The sequence below is a fragment of the Amycolatopsis arida genome, assembly GCF_900115565.1.
Lineage (GTDB): Bacteria > Actinomycetota > Actinomycetes > Mycobacteriales > Pseudonocardiaceae > Yuhushiella > Yuhushiella arida.
On sequence record NZ_FOWW01000003.1, the window covers coordinates 248,552 to 264,601 of the forward strand.

Genomic DNA, 16,050 nt, shown 5'->3' on the forward strand with positions numbered 1-16,050 from the left:
ACTCGACCCCTTCGTCGCGCTGGGCCGGCGACCGTGAGCACCGATGAGTACCGACCGGTTACACCGGCGGCAGGTCGCGCAAATGCGGCGCCTCCTTGCCGAGGACGTCCAGTTGCGCCCGGATCCGCGCGAACTGCTGGTCACCAGCCAGGTTCAGCACGATGTCACCGGCCCGCCGCACGGTCGCGTCGAACCCGCGCTCCGCCCGCTCGAGCCGGTCCACGATCCGCCGCACGGTCGGATCGTCCGTCGCCCGCGGCGCGGTCGGGGCGAGCGCCTGCCCGTAGCGGGCGAGCCGCTCCACCTCGACGAGCTCCTTGTCCAGGTCCGCCGCGATGTCACGTAACCACCGCGTCGGTTGCGCGTCCGCGGGCGCACTGTCGACGATGACCCGGAAGCGGGCCACGAGGTCCCGGCACCGGACGTGGTGCCGCGCCCACTCCCCGGTCAGCGGAATCGCCGGCGGCGGGGCCGGGGGCACCGGCTGCCGGGCCGCCGGCCGCGACGGCCGCCCCCGATGCGCGAGCCGGGCGCGGGCGGCGACCTGCACGCACAGCCCGACCAGGCACCCCAACACGAGACCGATCGGGACGAGCACGATCAGATACGCCGCGATGTCGATGCCGACCCCCTGCTCCGGATCAGCGTCCGTGACACCGGCGATGAGGGCGACCACGGCCAGGATCCCCGCCCCGATCGCGCCGCCGAAGGCCCATCCCGCGCGGGCCACCCGGGACCGCGAACCACGACCTGACACGGCGAGAACCTCCCTCGACACCGGCGGCCGGGCTGCCACCGGCACGGATTCTCCCCCACGCCGTGGGCCTACGGATAACCACGCCTCATCGGTGCTGTCGGCCGGCCTTGCCGAGCCGGCGTCGCCCGTCCGTCTCGGACGCGGCCAGGGCTCCCGCAACGCCCGCTCGCCGGCATTCGTCCATCGGGTCGAAGGCGGCGAGACGCTGCCCACCACCTCGCCGTCGCGACGCCGGCCGACCTCGACGGGGCCGGCACGGTCGCGAGCCGATCCGCGCCGTCGTCGACGGTCGAGCCGCCCCGGGTCAGCGGTCGCGGCGGGGTGGGTCGGGAAGGTCGAGCCGGCCACTCACCCGCTGCCCGCCGTGCGTGCGCGGGAAGGGGTCGGCCTCCTCGATGCCGTTGTTGGGGGGCGGGGTGTCGCCCGCGTGCTGGCCCCGGCTCGAGTTCCAGCCGCCACCCTCCTCCGTGGAGCGGTGTCGCCAGCCGCTGTCGGGCACGCGGTAGTCGCTGTTCTCCGGCGTCCGGTTCCCCGAGTGCCACGCCTCGCTCAGGCCCTGGTGCCGGCTGGACATCTCGCCGAGCGCCCGCCCGGCGCACCGGTGCGCGTGCCCGAGGATCTCTCGCTGGTCGCCGTGTGCCCGGAGGACATGGCGGTCAGCTACTCGGTGCCACTGACGACCGTGGCCATCCCCTCCGACGAGGTCGGCCGGCTCGCCGTCGAGATGGTGATCCGGCAGCTCGACGGCGCCGCCACCCCCGAGGTCCGGCTGCTCTCGCCCCGGCTGACCCCCGGCCACAGCACGGCCCCTCGCCGGCGCTGACCCCTCGCGGCCTGCCCGACCCCGCCGCGCGACCACCGAATCGAGGCGCTTCGACCGAACCCGGAAGCCTCCGGAAGAAGCAGACGACATGAGCAGAGTGGCTCGACACCTCGTTCCGCCCCTGTCCCTGCCCATCTCGAGGAGGACTGGCGCGTGCGCTGCCCACGTTCATCCACATCGTCTCCTTCGGCAGCAACCACCGGGTCGCGCCGGAGGCGCACGCGGTGTTCGACGTGACCTGGCTGCCGAACCCGTTCCACCACCCCAACTACAAGGACCTGTCCGGACTGGACCTGCCGGTCCAGCGGTACCTGCTCGACCAGGAGGACTCCGAGCTGTGGCTCGGCGGCGTGGTGCTCACCCTGCGGCCACACCCGCGCCGCTGCCAGCGGCTCGACGGCCCCGGCCGAGTAAGTGCGGACCGACGGCTGGTCCGTGCGCATGGTGAGCGGTGAAGACGAACGTTATGGCGAGATCGTGCGGTCCGTGCGTACCGCTTTCCCGCCGAGCCTTCGGCGGGCGGACCGGCTCGCCAAGCACGTTGAGGTCAAGATCGCGTGGGCGATGCGGCGGGAAGGACTGACCGACGAGACCGTTGTGATCGACAGAGAGGCACGCGGCACGCGCGACTTCGACAGGGACGCTCCGTTGACCTGCGACAAGTCGCTCTCGCGGTTCCTGCCACCGGGCGGGTGCTTGCGAGTGGTCGAGGCAGACGGAAACATCAGGGGGTATCGAGAAGGGGATCCCACATGACCTGGACTGCCTACGTATCGGTCTACATCGAAGGCAGCAACCGTGGCCAGGCGGTTCCGCTGGTTATCGACGAGGACGTGGACCGTCTCATTGCGCTCCTTCGGCGACCGGAGGAACGCGACGGTTCGATCCAATCCGAGGACGCCACGTCCGTGCTCGACGTGCAGGTCGAGGGCGATTACGGATATTTGCTCTTCTCCGGTGAGGACGCGCACGTTGTCTCGATCGGCGACCCCGTCTCCCCGGAGGCCGAGTCGGAAGCCGGGTTTCCCGCCGGCGCCGGCGTCCCCCTCGACACGTTCCGCAAGGCGCTGCATCAGTTCCTGGCCACCAATGGCCAACGACCCACCGTCGTCGAGTGGCGCGACCCTCTCGACAGAACCGACGATGCGGCGCACTGACCCGGAGCGGCCGCGCGGTGCCCCCGGCATCCGCCGCGGCGTGCTTGCGGTGCTGCTCATCGTCTCCGCGGGGCTTGGTGGCGTGGTCGGTTACCTGCTGCCGCACCGAACGGCCGAGCTGACCGTCGAGCGGGGCCACGCGCAGCTCTCGGCCAACGGGACCACGTACCCATCGTCGCGTGGATTCGTTGCTAGCCAACACCGGAGAAAGGGGATGAACATGATCGAGATTCCGCAAGCACACGGAAAGCCTTCGTATGCTTCGGAAAAGGAGATCTGGCGTACCCTCTGCGTGTACTGTGAGGCTATCGACACCGCCGACATCGACGGGTTCGCGAGGCTCTGGGAGCACGGGAAATGGCCCTGGGCGGACGGGCCGGGGGCGGAGCCGGCCCGCCGCTGGCTCGCCGACCACCTGATTCTCTACGACGGGCAGACGCACACCCAGCACCAGCTCACGAACACCGTCATCGACGTCGACGACGAGGCGGGAACCGCGACGTTCACCACCTACGCCAGCATCTGGCAGGCGCTTCCGGACTTCCCGCTGCAACCGATCATCCACGCGCGGTTCAACGGAACCTTCGAGCGCGTGGACGGCCGGTGGTGGTGGAAGACGGTCGAGCTGGTGCCGGACCTGGTGGGTGACACCAGCCGGCACGTTCGTGCGTGAACGACGGCGCGCGGGGACTCTCCGGCAGGTCCACGGGCACGAACCAGGCTGGCGTCCTAGACCAGCAGGGTGCCGTCCAGGACGGTGACCGCGGTGCCGGTCAGGTGCACCCGGTCGCCGCGCACGGCGACCCGCACCACGCCGGTCCGCGTGGAGGCCTGGAAGCCGACCAACTCGGCGCGGCCGAGGCGTTCCGCCCAGTAGGGCGCCAGCGCGGTGTGCGCGCTTCCGGTCACCGGGTCCTCGGGAATGCCCACCGGCGGCGCGAAGAACCGGGACACGAAGTCGTGCTCCGTGCCGGGCGCGGTGACGATCAGGCCGCGGTGCCCCTCGCGCCGGAGGAGCGCGTCCAGCGCGGCGCTGTCCGGAACCACCGCGCGAACGGCCGCCTCGTCGGGCAGCACCGCGAGCAGGTCCCCGAGGTCACCGGTCCGCAACGCCGCCTCGGGGCGGACGCCGAGTGCCTCGGCGAGACCGTCCGGCACCGGCGCCTCGCTCAGCCGCGCGGCCGGGAAGTCCAGCACGATCGTGCCGTCGTCGCGGCTGTCCGTCATCAGCGAGCCACTCCGGCAGGTGAACCGAACCGCTCCCCGCGCGACCCCTTCGGTGTGCATGACGTGCGCGGTGGCGAGCGTCGCGTGCCCACACAGGTCGACCTCCACGGCCGGGGTGAACCAGCGAATGCCCCAGTCCGCGCCATCGGGCTCGGGCCGGGCGAACGCCGTCTCCGCGAGGTTCAGCTCCGCGGCCACCTGCTGCATCCACCTCTCCGGCGGCCACTCACCGGCCTCGAGCAGGCACACCCCGGCCTGGTTGCCGGCGAACGGGCGGTCGGTGAACGCGTCGACGATCCGAATTCGCATGACCGGCACGCTAGCCAGGCACCCGCGACGGCTCAACGGCCAATTCGCGACAATTGGCCTGGTTCGAGCATGGTCCACTTCGGACCCGTTCACCCGGCGAGCGCGCGCGGCTCCCGGCTACCGGCGTCGCCCCCGCCGCACACGACCGCCACCCGGCGGTTCGCGAAGCGCTCGCGGTGGGCGAGTACCTCGGCCAGCACCGCCGCGCCCGTCCCCTCGGCCAGCGTGCGCGTCCGCGGCGACACCCGCCGCGCGGCCCGGATCGCGGCGTCGTCCACCAGCAGGAAGCCGCTGACCAGCCGCGGCTCCCGCCGCGCGGCCAACTCCCCGGCGTGCGCCATGGCCTCGTCGAACGTGGCGCCGGCGTCGGTCGGCTCGGCGCCGAGCGCCCGCGCGGCCGCCGCCTTCGTCGGCTCGGATCGCGCGGCACGACGATGTGGCAGGCCACGCCGTACCGAGCCGCGGCGCAGGCCAGCGACTGGGCGTGGTTTCCGGTCGAGTAGCCGAGCACGCCGCGGGCCCGTTCCGCCGCCGGAAGGCCGGCGAGCAGGGCCAGCCCACCCCGCACCGTGAACGCGCCGTCCGTCGGCCTGCGCCGAGGCCGGGTTCACCCCGGAGATCGCCTTCGAGACCGACCACTACGTGGCCGTGCGGGCACTGGTCGCCGCCGGACTCGGGGTGCGCGTGCTGCCCGGCCTCGCGCTGGTCGCGCACCACGACCCGCGGGTGTGGGTCGATCGGCTGCCGGGGCACCGCCGGCGGGTGCTCGCCGCGACGTACGGGAAGCCGCCCGCGCCGCTGCCGGTGCGGGAGTTCCAAGCCGCGCTGCTCGACACGCTCACCGAGCCCGCATGGCCCTGACCGATCACCTCCAGGACGCGTCCCAGGTGTCCTGGCCGACGATGCCGTCCGCGGCGAGGCCCTTCGACCGCTGGAACCGGACGCAGATCGCCTTGGACTCCTCGCCGTAGGCCCCGTCCACGGTCAGCGAGTAGCCGCGCGTGCGCATCTGCTCCTGCCAGGTGGTCACGCTGCTGTGCCGGGTGATCGGCGGGTACTTGAGGTAGATCCCCGGCCACGGCGGCACGGCTGCCCTGCGCGGATCCAGCGAACCGTCCTTCACCAGCGCGTACAGCCTCTCACCGGGACACGACGTGGAGAGGTGGTCGCGGTGCCCGTTGATCCGGTTGGCCGCCCCGCCGGCGCCACGCAGCCGCGCGATGGCCGAGTGGTACGCCTTGACCAGGTTCTCCGGAATCGCGTCCGCGTCGCCCACGAGACCGCAGACCGCGTACCAGTTCTGGTTGCCCGACGTGGTTCCGTTCGCGGCGGTGCGCACCCCCGGGCCGCGCCCGACGAAAACGTGGTCGTGCACGCAGGCCAGGTACGTGTAGGCGATGTCGGACCACCCTTTCTGGTCCATGTGGTAGTCCTGGATCGACCTGACCTGGGCGGCGCACTGGTCATGATTCTGCTTGGCCACCGACCCCGAGCCGACGTAGTGCACGGTCACCCCGCCGTTGGCCGGGGTGATGTTGGTGGAGACGCTGCGCGCGGACCGGGCTCCCCACCCGGACCTGCTGACGAAGACGGTCACAGGCCGAACCCCCGATCGCAGTCCGCCCCGGCGTCCAGGGGTTCCCCGGTCACGGCGTCCACGCCTGCCACCGCGGCGGCGGCACCACCCGGCGCGGCGAGCGCCACGGCCGGAACGGCGGCCGCCGCGGCCGCGGTGGCCAGCGTCCTGCCGGCAAGGCCGAAGAAGGCTCTGCGGCTCGGCTCCTGTTCGGACATGTGATTACCTTTCCGTACCCAGCCGAAATCCATCGCAAGATATGCGGATACCGCTTTTCCCGTAAAGCCGGGAATCGGAGGCTACAACGCCGGCAATGGCCGATCAACCAACTGTCGAACGGGCCGAGCGATGTTGGGAAAAGTTTGGCCGGGCGGCCGTCACGCCCCGGCGAACCGGCCGCGCAGGTGGCTCGGGAGCACGCTGGCGTGGCGGGCCAGCGTCTCGACGAAGGCCGTGGAGAGTGGATCGCCGCTGCCGCGCCGGTAGGCGACCAGGTCGCGGCGGATCGGCGGGTCCGGCCGGAGCAGGGTGCCCCCGAACCGGGGCGGGACGATGTTCACCGGCACCAGTGCCGGCCCGAGCCCGGCCGAGGCGAGCACCGGCGCGGCGGCGGTCTGCTCGGTGCGCACCGCCGCCCGTGGCGTGAACCCGGCCGCGGCGGCCGCCCGGTCGAGCACGGTGGCGAGGCCGTGGTCCTCCGCGTAGTGCACCCAGTGTCGGTCGGCCAGCTCGCGCAGGTCGACGCGGTCGGTGCCGGCCAGCGGGTCGCCGGCGGGCAGCAGCACCACGAACTCCTCCACTCCCAGGTCCCGGACCAGACCCTTCCACCCGGCCGGCCGCGGCCCCACCGCGACATCGGCCTCCCCGGCCGCCATCGCGGCCCGCAGTCCGTCGCCGTGCCGGAACTCCGACAGTGCGATGTGGACGTCTGGATAGGACTTGCGCCAGTCGCGCAGCGCCGGTGGCAGCACGCCCAGGGTCACCGAGTACACGGTGGCCACGGTCAGCTCGCCGGCTTCGAGGCCGGCCGTCCGGCGCGCGGCGCAGCGGGCCCGCCGCGCGTCGGCGAGCGCCGCCCGCGCGTGCGGCAGCATCGCGCGGCCCATCGGGGTGAGCCGGACGGCCCTCGGCAACCGCTCGAGCAACGGCCCGCCGACGGCCCGCTCCAGTGCCCGGAGCTGGTGGGACAGCGCCGGCTGGGTCACGTGCAGGACCTGGGCCGCCCTGGTGAAGGATCCCTCGTCCACCACGGTGACCAGGTACTCGAGCTGGCGAAGGCTGGCCATGAGTACAGCTTATGCCTGAGATGAGAACTATGCCTTGGACTCATGTCGAGTGCGGGACGAGGATCGTCGGCATGAGCGAAGCACACGAGCACCGGACCGCACTCGTGGTGGGTGCGCACGGGGTCATCGGCGGCAACCTCGTCGAGCACCTGACCCGCCTGGGGGGTTGGGACGTCGTCGGCCTTTCCCGCCGCGGCGGCCCGGACACCGGGCGGGTCCGGCACGTCGCCGTCAACCTGCTCGATCCCGCGGACTGCGCGGCCAAGCTCGGCGACCTGCGCGAGGTGACCCACGTCTTCTACGCCGCCTACCAGGACCGCCCCACCTGGGCCGAGCTGGTCCCGCCGAACGTGGCGATGCTGACCAACGTCGTCGAGGCGGTGGAACGGGCCGCGCCCGGACTGCGGCACGTCAGCCTGATGCAGGGCTACAAGGTCTACGGCGCCCACCTCGGCCCGTTCAAGACACCGGCCCGTGAGTCCGATCCGGACCACCTGCCGCCGGAATTCAATGTGGACCAGCAGCGGTGGCTGGTGGAGCGGCAGCGGGGCAAGGCGTGGACCTGGTCGGCCATCCGGCCCTCCGTGGTGGTCGGGTACGCGCTGGGCAACCCGATGAACCTGGCCATGGTGATCGCGGTCTACGCGTCGATCTGCAAGGAGCTGGGGGTGCCGCTGCGCTTCCCCGGCAAGCCCGGCGCCTACACCTCCCTGCTGGAGGTGACCGACGCCGAGCTGCTCGCCAAGGCGACGGTATGGGCGGCCACCGAGCCACGCTGCGCCAACCAGGCTTTCAACATCAACAACGGGGACCTCTTCCGGTGGAGCGAGCTGTGGCCGAAGCTCGCCGAGCTCTTCGACCTCGAGATAGCGCCACCGCTGCCGATGTCGCTGGCCGAGGCGATGGCGGACAAGGCACCGCTGTGGGCCGCGATGACCGAGAAGTACGACCTCGAGCCGCATCCCTTCGCGGAGCTGGTCTCCTGGCCGTTCGGCGACTTCGTGTTCTCCTGGGACTACGACGTCCTCGCCGACGGCTCGAAGGCCCGGCGCCTCGGCTTCCACGAGTACGTGGAAACCGAGGCGATGTTCCGCGACGTCGTGACCGACCTGCGCAAGCGCCGGGTCATCCCCTGAACCGACGTGGGCTCAGCGCTGCCCGACCGCCGCTCGGCGGAACAGCACCCCGCCGAGCGGCACCACGACCAGCAGGATCGCCAGCCACCAGAGCACCGCGACCCCGGCCCGGTCAGCGGGAAGGCCGACGAGGAGCGCGCGAACGGTGTCCACCACGAGGGTCACCGGCTGGTTCTCGGCGAACACCCGCAGCACGTCCGGCATCGTGCTGGGTGGCACGAACGCGCTGCTGACGTAGGGCACGAACACCAGCGGCATGGACATCCCGCTGGCACCCTCGACCGTCTTCGCCAGCAGCCCGAGGATCGCCGCGATCCACGCGACGGCCAGGGCGAACAGGGCCAGCAGGCCGAGCGCGGCCAGCCAGCCACCGAGGTCGGCGACCGGGCGGAACCCCACGGCGAGGCCGACCCCGACCATCACCGCGACCGACACCAGGTTGCGGGCCAACCCGGCGGCGACGTGCCCCACCAGCACCGCCCCGGCGTGCACCGGCATCGAGCGGAACCGCTCGACGATGCCCTCCTGCAGGTCCTCGCGCACGGCGACACTGGTGATGGTGGAGTTGAACGTCACGCTGACCGCGATGATCCCGGCGACGACGTAGTTGACGTAGCTGACGTCGCCGGTGTCGATCGCGCCGCCGAAGAGGTAGCGGAACATCAGCAGCAGCGCCACCGGCAGGAACAGGGTGAGCATGAGCTGCTCGGGGCTGCGGGCGAGGTGCCGGAACGTCCGACCCGTCATCGCCAACGCGTCGCTGAGCAGCCAGTACGGCTCCGGCCGGCGCCGAACGTGGAACTCGCCGTCCCGGCCGTGGGACTCGCCGTCCCGAACGTGGGACTCGCCGTCCCGAACGTGCGACTCGCGGGTGGTCATCGGGTGCCTCCGCTGGTCTCGGCCGGGGCGGGGTGCCCGGTCAGGGTCAGGAACACGTCGTCGAGGGTCGGGGTGGACACGGCGAGCCGGTCGGGCTCCGCACCGGCCTCGGCGAGCCGGTCGAGGATCCGCCGGACGTCCCTGGCCCCGGTCACCGGAAGGCTCAGGCCGAGGGTGGGCTCGTCGCCACGGGGCTGCTCGGCGGCGAGCAACCGCAGCGCGATGCCGAACGCCGGCGGGGCGGGGAACACCAGCTCGAGCCGTTCCGCGCCGACCCGGCGCTTGAGCTCGTCGGCGGTGCCCTCGGCGACCACCCTGCCGTGGTCGATCACCGCGACCCGGTCGGCCAGCTGGTCGGCCTCCTCGAGGTACTGGGTGGTGAGCAGGATCGTCACGCCGGTGCCCATCAGCTCGCGCACGGTGTCCCACACGGCGAGCCGGCTGCGCGGGTCGAGGCCGGTGGTCGGCTCGTCGAGGAAGAGCACGGCCGGCGCGGTGATGAGGCTGATCGCCAGGTCGAGCCGGCGCCGCATGCCGCCGGAGTAGGTCCTGACCTGGCGGTCGGCGGCGTCGGCGAGGTCGAACCGTTCGAGCAGCTCGCCGGCCCTGCGGCGGGCGGCGGCCGGCGCGAGCCGGAACAGTCGGCCCATCAGCACGAGGTTCTCCCTGCCGGTGAGCAGGCCGTCGACCGCGGCCTGCTGCCCGGTGAGGCCGATCACCCGGCGCACCTGCCGGGCCCGCCGCACGACGTCGTACCCGGCGACGGTCGCGGTACCGCCGTCCGGCCGGAGCAGGGTGCCGAGGATGCGCACGGTGGTCGTCTTGCCCGCGCCGTTGGGCCCGAGCAACGCGAGCATCCGGCCCGGCTCGACCCGCAGGTCCACCCCCTCGAGCACGCTCACGGCGCCGAAGGACTTGCGCAGCCCCCGCACATCGATCGCGGTGTCCATACCGCCCCCAAACCGTGTAGGTGAGAAACTGTATACGAGCTACACTAGCGGTATAAGTGATACACAGTTCTAGGATGGGCGTCAAGCACGACGGACGGGGAGCGGATGCCGGCGGACCACGGGATGAGCGGCGTCGAGTTGCTCTGGGGTGACGGGGAGCGGCCGAGCCGGGGGCCGAAGCCGAAGTTGACGCTCGAACGGATCGTCACGGCGGCCATCGGCATCGCCGACGCGGAGGGCCTCGCCGCGGTGTCCATGCAGCGGGTCGCCGCCGAGCTGGGCTACACCGCGATGTCGCTGTACCGCTACGTGCCGGGCAAGGAGCAGCTCGTCGAGGTCATGGTCGACGTCGCCGCCGGCTGGCCCCCGGAGCTGCCGGGTGAGCACGGCTGGCGCGCCGAGCTGGAGGCGTGGGTCCGCGCACTGTGGGCGCTGTACCAGCGGCACCCCTGGGCGCTGGAGGTGCGAATCACCGGTGCGCCGAGGGGGCCGCACCATCTCGCCTGGTTCGAGGCCGCACTGGGTCCGCTGGCCCGCGCCGGCCTGCGCGAGGACGAGCAGGTGTCCGGCGCGACGTTCCTGCTCGGCGCGGTCCGGCAGCTGGCCACCATCGGGATCGACATCACGCGGGCCCGCGAGGCGGTCGGCCACACCGCCGCCCAGGCCGAGGCGGACTACCTGACCGTCCTGCGCCGGTACGTCACGGCGGACCGCTTCCCGCACCTGTCCCGGCTGGTGGAGGCGGGGATCTTCGACAACCCCGACCTCGCCGACGAGGGGCTCGACCTCGATTTGCACTTCGGCATCCAGCGCCTGCTCGACGGCATCGAGGTCCACCTGACCCGCGGCTGACCCGTGACCCACGGCGCGCCGCCGGCCGCGGCGGCTGCCGCGCGCCAACAGCACCAGTGGTAGTAACTCTGCGTGTTTACACTGATCCCTCAGTAGGGTGATACCAAAGTAGGGATCTTCGGGGTACCTCGCGGTGCGTAGCCGAAAATTTCTCGTAAATCAACCTTGCACCCCGGCCTACCAGCGGCTTACTTTCCCGCCATCGCCGTCAACCCCTGCTCGGCGATTTCACACTATCGGGAGAGATCAGCCTATGAAGCGCCACCTCATCCGGTCGCTGCTCGCGGGCGTCGCGCTGGCGGGCGCTTCCGCCACGGTGACCGGCCCCGCCGCCGCGGCGCCGGCGCCAGCCGCCCCGGTCGCCCAGTCCAGCGCCGCGACCACCGCCGCCGAGCAGGCGCGCGTGGCGGACTACTGGACGCCCGAGCGGATGGCTTCGGCCAAGCCCGCCGACCTCCGGTTCGCCACCGGACCGGCGGCCACGAAGCCGGCCAAGAAGTCGGCGAAGTCCACGGAGACCGCGACCCGCGCCACCCCGCAACCCCAGCTCGGGAAGGTGTTCTTCACGCTCGGCGGGCAGAACTACGTGTGCTCGGGCACCGCGACCACGAGCGGCAACGCCGACGTCGTCACCACCGCCGGCCACTGCGTGCACGAGGGCCCCGGCTCGTTCGCGACCAACTTCGCCTTCGTCCCGGCCTACGACAACGGCGCCCAGCCCTACGGCAAGTGGACCGCGCGCTCGCTCTACACCACCGAACAGTGGGCGCAGTCCGGCGACTTCAACTACGACGTGGGCTTCGCGGTGATGAACGAGACCGAGGGGCGCAGCCTCACCGACGTCGTCGGCTCCTACCCGATCGAGTTCGACCTCGCCCGCGGGCTGGAGTACACGTCGTACGGCTACCCGGCGGCCCAGCCGTTCAACGGCCAGCTGCTGTACTCCTGCTCCGGCACCGCCTCCCGCGACTCGGTCGGCGGCACCACGACGCATGGCCTGACCTGCGACATGACCGGCGGCTCCTCCGGCGGCGGCTGGATCACCGGCGGCAAGCTCAACTCGGTGAACAGCTTCAAGTACAACCACGACGGCTCCACCATGTACGGGCCGTACTTCGGTGACGTGGTGCGCTCGACCTACCAAACGGCCGCCACGGCCTGATCCAGCGGCGAACACCGGAGGCCGCCTGCCCGCACCGGGGCGGGCGGCCTCCGGCACGTCGGAGCTCGGAGAGTCGTCGGAGCTCGGACGGTCACAGGGCCGAGCGGCGCAGCCAGTCCGCGAGCACCGCGGGGTCGCCCGCGCGCTCGACCCTGCCGGCCCGCCGGCCGAGCCGGTTGTACAGGAACAGGTGCACTTCGGCGGCGTTCCCGCGCACCGTCGCCGTCGGCGGGTCCCACGGCTCGGCCGAGAGGTGCTCCCACGCGTGCCCCTCGGGACCCATCCGGATGAGCCAGCGCACGTCCACGTCCGGGCAGTGCACGTACACGGTCTGCCCCTCGCCGCGCAGGTCCGCGGGGGACTCCCGGAACGGGTGGCCGAACGACAGCAGGTAGAGCAGCTCGTCGATGCCGTCGACGGCGGCGGCGGTGTCGACCCGTGGCCGGCGACCGGCGGCCAGCTCGGTGTCGACCCGGTGCACCATCGTCTCGTGGAGCATCCGCCGGGGCCAGAACCCGGCCCTGCGGTCGTCGGTGAACGACCACACGGGGGTGTTCGGGTCGATCCCGCGCAGCGTCTCCGGCAGCCGAAAGGCCATCGCCCCCAGCCAGTCGCCGTACCGGGCCCAGTCGGTCGGAAGGTCCCTGCCGAACTGCGTGAACTCCAGCGGTTCCCGCGCCCGCTCGCGGAGGAGCCGGTCCACCCACCGGTGGATCATGCCGGTGTGCGCGACCAGCTTCGCCGCCGTCCACCCCGGACAGCTGGGCACCGGGGTGGTGGCGTCCACGTCGCGCACGATGTCCGAGAGCCGGTCGATCTCGGCCGACACCGCCCGGCAGTACTCGTCGTCGGCCAGCGCGTGGCACAGCTGGTCCGCCATCGGGTCCCTCGCTCTCCTCGGCTCGCGGTACACGTGCCGTGCCTGACCGCGACTTCCGAGTGAACCAGCCGCCCGAACGGGACGCGTACTCCTCGGTTGCCCACCGCCGTGCTCCCGAGCAAAGTCGGTAAAGGTCATGACAGGGCACGAGACCGGACACGAGCCCGGGCTGGCGAGGAAATGAGAAGGAGAGGAATCCCGACGCGACGCCCCTGCAAACGCCGCGCCAGGACCCTCTCCGAGCCCCGGCATGTCGCCCCTGCAAACGCCATGCCAGGGCTTCTCAATCGCCGGCCACCTCGTGCTGCCGGGGCCGGCGAGTCATCAGGCCGCGCACCCTACGCCGGGCGCGGTTGGCCACACTCTCGGTCGCCCGCCGGGTGGTGCCCAGCAGGCGGGCAAGCTCTTCATGCGACATACCCTGTTGCAGCCCGGACAACACCACCCGCTCGCGTTCGCTCAGCCGGCCGTACCGGGCCATCAGCCACCGTGCCTCCTCGCGGCCGACCACGGTCTCCTCCGGGCCCGGCGACGGGACCGGCCGAAGCCGCGGATCGACGGCGATGGCCTGCAGCGTCACCCGTCGGCGCACGTCGTCCACACACAGCCGGCGGGTGACCGTGAGCAGGAACCGGGTGAGCCGGTCCAGGTCCAGGTCGGGATGGCCGGCGGCGCGCAGGAACGCCTCGTGCACGATGTCCTCCGCGTCCGCCGTGGCGCCGAAGCGGTTCGCCGCCCGGATCAGGCCGGGCCGCAGCCGGAGGCACTCCTGCCAGAAGTCCCCGGTCTGGGTCCGCCCGCACTCGCCGCCACTACTACCACCCCTGCTCGTCACACTCGTCCCTTCCCCCGCAACGAGATCCCACCATTTCGGCGGATCCTTTCGGGGGCTTACCGCTCGAGCCGTCCTCGCTCGACAGCAACTTTGGCAGTCTTTCCGATAGCCTCGTACCGCCATTCGTGGGATTCGGTAACTCGACCTTGCGGGTGACAGGTATCACAGCGTGGTAAAGCCCCGATTACCCGTATTCCATACGGAGGGTCCAACCGGGCCCGCCAACCGCAGACGCCCACAAGGCGTCGAAAAGTCATCGTCGAGGTGAAGGGTGAACATGCTTCACAAGCGATTTTTGAGGTCCGTGCTCGCCGCCGCGCTGCTGTTGCCGGCCGTCGCCGCCACCGGGGCCGCACCGGCCGCCGCCGAGCCCGCGGAACCACAGCCGCGCGGAGTGCTGGTGATGACCGCCAGCCATGGCGAGAAGCCCTCGCCGCACGCCAACAGAGTGCTCCTGACCTGCGATCCCACCGGCGGAACGCACCCGTACGCCGAGACCGCGTGCACCCGGCTCGCGGCCGTCGACGGGGACATCGCCGCGGTGTCGGTCGGCCCGGACCGGCCGTGCTACCTGATCTACGCGCCGATCACCGTGACGGCCAAGGGCTTCTGGGACGGCCAGCCGGTGCGATACCGGGAGACGTTCCCCAATGACTGCGTGCTCGAGGTGGAAAAGGGAGCACTATTCCGCTTCGCCCCCGGCGGCGAACGGTAAAATATCCGTGAACAGAGCGCTGGAACGGTAACGAAGCCAGGGGCTCCCCGGAACCGGACCCACCGGGGAGCCCCTTCGGCCGAAAAGGACGCGCGCACCGGAAAACGTCCCACCTTTCTGCGGCATCACTCCGAGCTTCGGGTGAGCATCCGGAGCGGGACCACGAACCACACCGCCCCGAAGAAGATCCCGACGGCCACCCCGAGCACGATCATCGCCACGGTCCCGAAGACGACCTTGGCGATCAGCGCCACGGTCACCGTCACCGCGGCGGCGAGGCAGACCAGCCCGACGAGCACGAACCGGTTGCCCACGCGCAGGATGCGCTCCCGGTGGCCGCCGCGGAAGAGCACGCGGTGCCACGCCGCCGGCGCGGTGAGCAGCGCGGTCGCGGACGAGGCGAGCAGCACGGCGGTGACGTGCAGGGCCTTCTCAAAGCCCCCGATGTCGCGGAAGACATTGGTGAACACCACCGCCAGCAGGAACCCGAAGAGGATCTGCACCCCGGCCTGCGCCACGCGCAGCTCGCTGAGCAGCTCGTTGACGTTGCGGGCGAGCTGCTCGTTCTTCGACTCCCCGGTGTCGGTCACAGCCGCTCCAGGGTGGGCTCGACGACGGGGGCGCGGCGGGTCCGCTCGTGCCAGCCGAGCGCGGTGACGGCGGTGACGACGACCGCGAGCCCGATCCACTGGGTCACGGACAGCGTGGCGTTCAGGAACGTCACGCCGATGACCGCCGCGGTGGCCGGGAACGCCAGCTCGGCGAGGGTGGCCCTGGCGGCCGGCGTGGCCTGCAGGCCCACGTAGTACAGGCTGAGCGCGAGCAGGCCGGGGACGAACGCGAGCAGCAGCAGGCCGACGGCGTTGTCCCAGCCGACCGCGACGGCTGAGACAAGGTCGCCCTGGGCCCAGGCGAGCACGGCGGCGACCGGGAGGCCGACGCTGAACCGCAGCACCGTGACGTCCCTGGCGGGCAGCCGGGCCGACACCAGCCGGCCGAGCACCGTGCCGGCCGCCCACAGCGCCGCGGCGCCGAGCGCGAGCAGCGCGGTGTGCAACGCGGCGACCTCGATGTCCAGCGGGTCCGGGAAGGCCAGCAGCCAGGCGCCGAGCAGCGCGGGGCCGGCGAACAGCAGGTAGCCGGGCCGGAGCCGCTCACCGAGCAGGAGGAACGCCGCCAGCACGGCCAGCACCGGCTGGAGCTTCTGCAGGACCAGCGGGGTGACCGGGTCGCCGGTGCGGAACGCGGCGGTGAACAGGGTGGTGGCCAGCGCCGAGGCGCCGCCACCGATCACCAGCACGGCCAGCCACTCCCGCGGGCCGCAGCCGCGCAGCCGGCGCAGCGCGGCCGGGACCAGCGGCAGCAGCACGGTGACGATGATGACGTGTTCCCAGAACACGACGGTGGCGGTGGGCAGCGCCTCGGCCAGCGGGAGCCGGAGCAGCCCGTCGGTGCCCCAGAGCGCGGCCGCGGCCGCCACCAGCCAGGTGCGATCGGCACGGGCGC

General features: G+C 72.0%; 23 protein-coding genes and 1 pseudogene. 10 read left to right on the forward strand and 14 right to left on the reverse strand.

Annotated features, from left to right (window positions below; translation table 11 throughout):
• Window positions 1-58: 58 nt before the first annotated feature.
• Together BM051_RS10550 and BM051_RS29780 are read right to left on the reverse strand one after the other, a co-directional pair.
• On the reverse strand, window positions 59-757 hold the full coding sequence (locus BM051_RS10550; protein ID WP_243859469.1) for a hypothetical protein: 699 nt from the start codon (window positions 755-757) through the stop codon (window positions 59-61).
• Window positions 758-1,061: 304 nt separating this feature from the next.
• Window positions 1,062-1,331 (reverse strand): hypothetical protein, encoded by a 270-nt coding sequence (locus BM051_RS29780; protein ID WP_243859468.1) that lies wholly within the window; start codon window positions 1,329-1,331, stop codon window positions 1,062-1,064.
• Between the two features lie 33 nt (window positions 1,332-1,364).
• Between BM051_RS29780 and BM051_RS29785 the strand changes: the two genes are divergently transcribed.
• The 5 genes from BM051_RS29785 (at window position 1,365) to BM051_RS10575 (ending at window position 3,410) form a co-directional block, all read left to right on the forward strand.
• A complete protein-coding gene (locus BM051_RS29785) occupies window positions 1,365-1,580 on the forward strand; it encodes a substrate-binding domain-containing protein (protein WP_243859467.1) in 216 nt (71 codons plus the stop codon).
• 176 nt (window positions 1,581-1,756) lie between these two features.
• Window positions 1,757-2,035 (forward strand): RapZ C-terminal domain-containing protein, encoded by a 279-nt coding sequence (locus BM051_RS10560; protein ID WP_279587038.1) that lies wholly within the window; start codon window positions 1,757-1,759, stop codon window positions 2,033-2,035.
• Window positions 2,022-2,336, forward strand: a complete 315-nt coding sequence (locus BM051_RS10565) for a DddA-like double-stranded DNA deaminase toxin (RefSeq protein WP_092530359.1) — start codon at window positions 2,022-2,024, stop codon at window positions 2,334-2,336. The genes BM051_RS10560 and BM051_RS10565 overlap by 14 nt, the downstream gene beginning before the upstream one ends.
• Window positions 2,333-2,737: an Imm1 family immunity protein gene (locus tag BM051_RS10570; protein ID WP_092529904.1), complete on the forward strand. Its 405-nt coding sequence runs from the start codon at window positions 2,333-2,335 to the stop codon at window positions 2,735-2,737. The genes BM051_RS10565 and BM051_RS10570 overlap by 4 nt, the downstream gene beginning before the upstream one ends.
• Complete coding sequence (locus BM051_RS10575; protein WP_166677674.1) at window positions 2,724-3,410, forward strand: nuclear transport factor 2 family protein; 687 nt, start codon at window positions 2,724-2,726, stop codon at window positions 3,408-3,410. Before BM051_RS10570 ends, BM051_RS10575 begins: the two co-directional genes overlap by 14 nt.
• A 56-nt stretch (window positions 3,411-3,466) precedes the next feature.
• On the opposite strand, the gene BM051_RS10580 is transcribed toward BM051_RS10575, so the two are convergent.
• The 3 genes and pseudogenes from BM051_RS10580 to BM051_RS29795 form a co-directional block, all read right to left on the reverse strand.
• Window positions 3,467-4,273, reverse strand: a complete 807-nt coding sequence (locus BM051_RS10580; protein WP_092529906.1) for a PhzF family phenazine biosynthesis protein — start codon at window positions 4,271-4,273, stop codon at window positions 3,467-3,469.
• 89 nt (window positions 4,274-4,362) lie between these two features.
• Window positions 4,363-4,614 carry a hypothetical protein gene (locus BM051_RS29790; RefSeq protein WP_243859496.1) on the reverse strand — a complete coding sequence of 84 codons (252 nt, stop codon included), beginning with the start codon at window positions 4,612-4,614 and terminating at the stop codon, window positions 4,363-4,365.
• Between the two features lie 119 nt (window positions 4,615-4,733).
• Window positions 4,734-4,841, reverse strand: a pseudogene (locus BM051_RS29795) (threonine/serine dehydratase); the annotation flags it as partial.
• Between the two features lie 74 nt (window positions 4,842-4,915).
• Here BM051_RS29795 and BM051_RS10590 point away from each other — a divergent pair.
• Window positions 4,916-5,134: a type 2 periplasmic-binding domain-containing protein gene (locus tag BM051_RS10590; RefSeq protein ID WP_244894479.1), complete on the forward strand. Its 219-nt coding sequence runs from the start codon at window positions 4,916-4,918 to the stop codon at window positions 5,132-5,134.
• Between the two features lie 4 nt (window positions 5,135-5,138).
• Here BM051_RS10590 and BM051_RS10595 read toward each other — a convergent pair whose 3' ends face one another.
• The 3 genes from BM051_RS10595 to BM051_RS10605 all read right to left on the reverse strand — a co-directional run bounded on the left by BM051_RS10595 (window position 5,139) and on the right by BM051_RS10605 (window position 7,135).
• Entirely contained in the window at window positions 5,139-5,870 is a 732-nt protein-coding gene (locus BM051_RS10595) for a peptidoglycan recognition protein family protein (RefSeq protein WP_092529908.1), read from the reverse strand.
• Window positions 5,867-6,067, reverse strand: coding sequence for a hypothetical protein (locus tag BM051_RS10600; protein WP_092529909.1), 201 nt, complete (start codon window positions 6,065-6,067; stop codon window positions 5,867-5,869). Before BM051_RS10600 ends, BM051_RS10595 begins: the two co-directional genes overlap by 4 nt.
• 159 nt (window positions 6,068-6,226) lie before the next feature.
• Window positions 6,227-7,135: a LysR family transcriptional regulator gene (locus BM051_RS10605; RefSeq protein ID WP_092529910.1), complete on the reverse strand. Its 909-nt coding sequence runs from the start codon at window positions 7,133-7,135 to the stop codon at window positions 6,227-6,229.
• 71 nt (window positions 7,136-7,206) lie between these two features.
• On the opposite strand from BM051_RS10605, the gene BM051_RS10610 reads away from it, so the two are divergent.
• On the forward strand, window positions 7,207-8,271 hold the full coding sequence (locus tag BM051_RS10610) for an SDR family oxidoreductase (protein ID WP_208325906.1): 1,065 nt from the start codon (window positions 7,207-7,209) through the stop codon (window positions 8,269-8,271).
• A 12-nt stretch (window positions 8,272-8,283) separates the two neighbouring features.
• Here the strand turns inward: BM051_RS10610 and BM051_RS10615 are convergent, their stop codons facing one another.
• Window positions 8,284-9,150: an ABC transporter permease gene (locus BM051_RS10615; protein ID WP_092529912.1), complete on the reverse strand. Its 867-nt coding sequence runs from the start codon at window positions 9,148-9,150 to the stop codon at window positions 8,284-8,286.
• The gene (locus tag BM051_RS10620; RefSeq protein ID WP_092529913.1) at window positions 9,147-10,100 is read right to left on the reverse strand and encodes an ATP-binding cassette domain-containing protein; all 954 of its coding nucleotides are present in this window, start codon (window positions 10,098-10,100) and stop codon (window positions 9,147-9,149) included. Before BM051_RS10620 ends, BM051_RS10615 begins: the two co-directional genes overlap by 4 nt.
• A 105-nt stretch (window positions 10,101-10,205) precedes the next feature.
• On the opposite strand from BM051_RS10620, the gene BM051_RS10625 reads away from it, so the two are divergent.
• Both BM051_RS10625 and BM051_RS10630 read left to right on the forward strand, forming a co-directional pair.
• A complete protein-coding gene (locus BM051_RS10625; RefSeq protein ID WP_092529914.1) occupies window positions 10,206-10,952 on the forward strand; it encodes a TetR/AcrR family transcriptional regulator in 747 nt (248 codons plus the stop codon).
• A gap of 253 nt (window positions 10,953-11,205) precedes the next feature.
• Window positions 11,206-12,114 (forward strand): trypsin-like serine peptidase, encoded by a 909-nt coding sequence (locus BM051_RS10630; protein ID WP_092529915.1) that lies wholly within the window; start codon window positions 11,206-11,208, stop codon window positions 12,112-12,114.
• A 91-nt stretch (window positions 12,115-12,205) separates the two neighbouring features.
• Here BM051_RS10630 and BM051_RS10635 read toward each other — a convergent pair whose 3' ends face one another.
• Window positions 12,206-12,994, reverse strand: a complete 789-nt coding sequence (locus tag BM051_RS10635) for a maleylpyruvate isomerase family mycothiol-dependent enzyme (protein ID WP_166677673.1) — start codon at window positions 12,992-12,994, stop codon at window positions 12,206-12,208.
• A gap of 283 nt (window positions 12,995-13,277) precedes the next feature.
• Window positions 13,278-13,829, reverse strand: a complete 552-nt coding sequence (locus tag BM051_RS10640) for an RNA polymerase sigma factor (protein ID WP_166677672.1) — start codon at window positions 13,827-13,829, stop codon at window positions 13,278-13,280.
• Between the two features lie 277 nt (window positions 13,830-14,106).
• On the opposite strand from BM051_RS10640, the gene BM051_RS10645 reads away from it, so the two are divergent.
• Complete coding sequence (locus BM051_RS10645) at window positions 14,107-14,544, forward strand: subtilase-type protease inhibitor (RefSeq protein ID WP_243859491.1); 438 nt, start codon at window positions 14,107-14,109, stop codon at window positions 14,542-14,544.
• A 125-nt stretch (window positions 14,545-14,669) separates the two neighbouring features.
• Here BM051_RS10645 and BM051_RS10650 read toward each other — a convergent pair whose 3' ends face one another.
• A complete protein-coding gene (locus BM051_RS10650; protein WP_092529919.1) occupies window positions 14,670-15,134 on the reverse strand; it encodes a DUF6328 family protein in 465 nt (154 codons plus the stop codon).
• On the reverse strand, window positions 15,131-16,024 hold the full coding sequence (locus tag BM051_RS10655; RefSeq protein ID WP_092530360.1) for a DMT family transporter: 894 nt from the start codon (window positions 16,022-16,024) through the stop codon (window positions 15,131-15,133). Before BM051_RS10655 ends, BM051_RS10650 begins: the two co-directional genes overlap by 4 nt.
• Window positions 16,025-16,050: the final 26 nt, after the last annotated feature.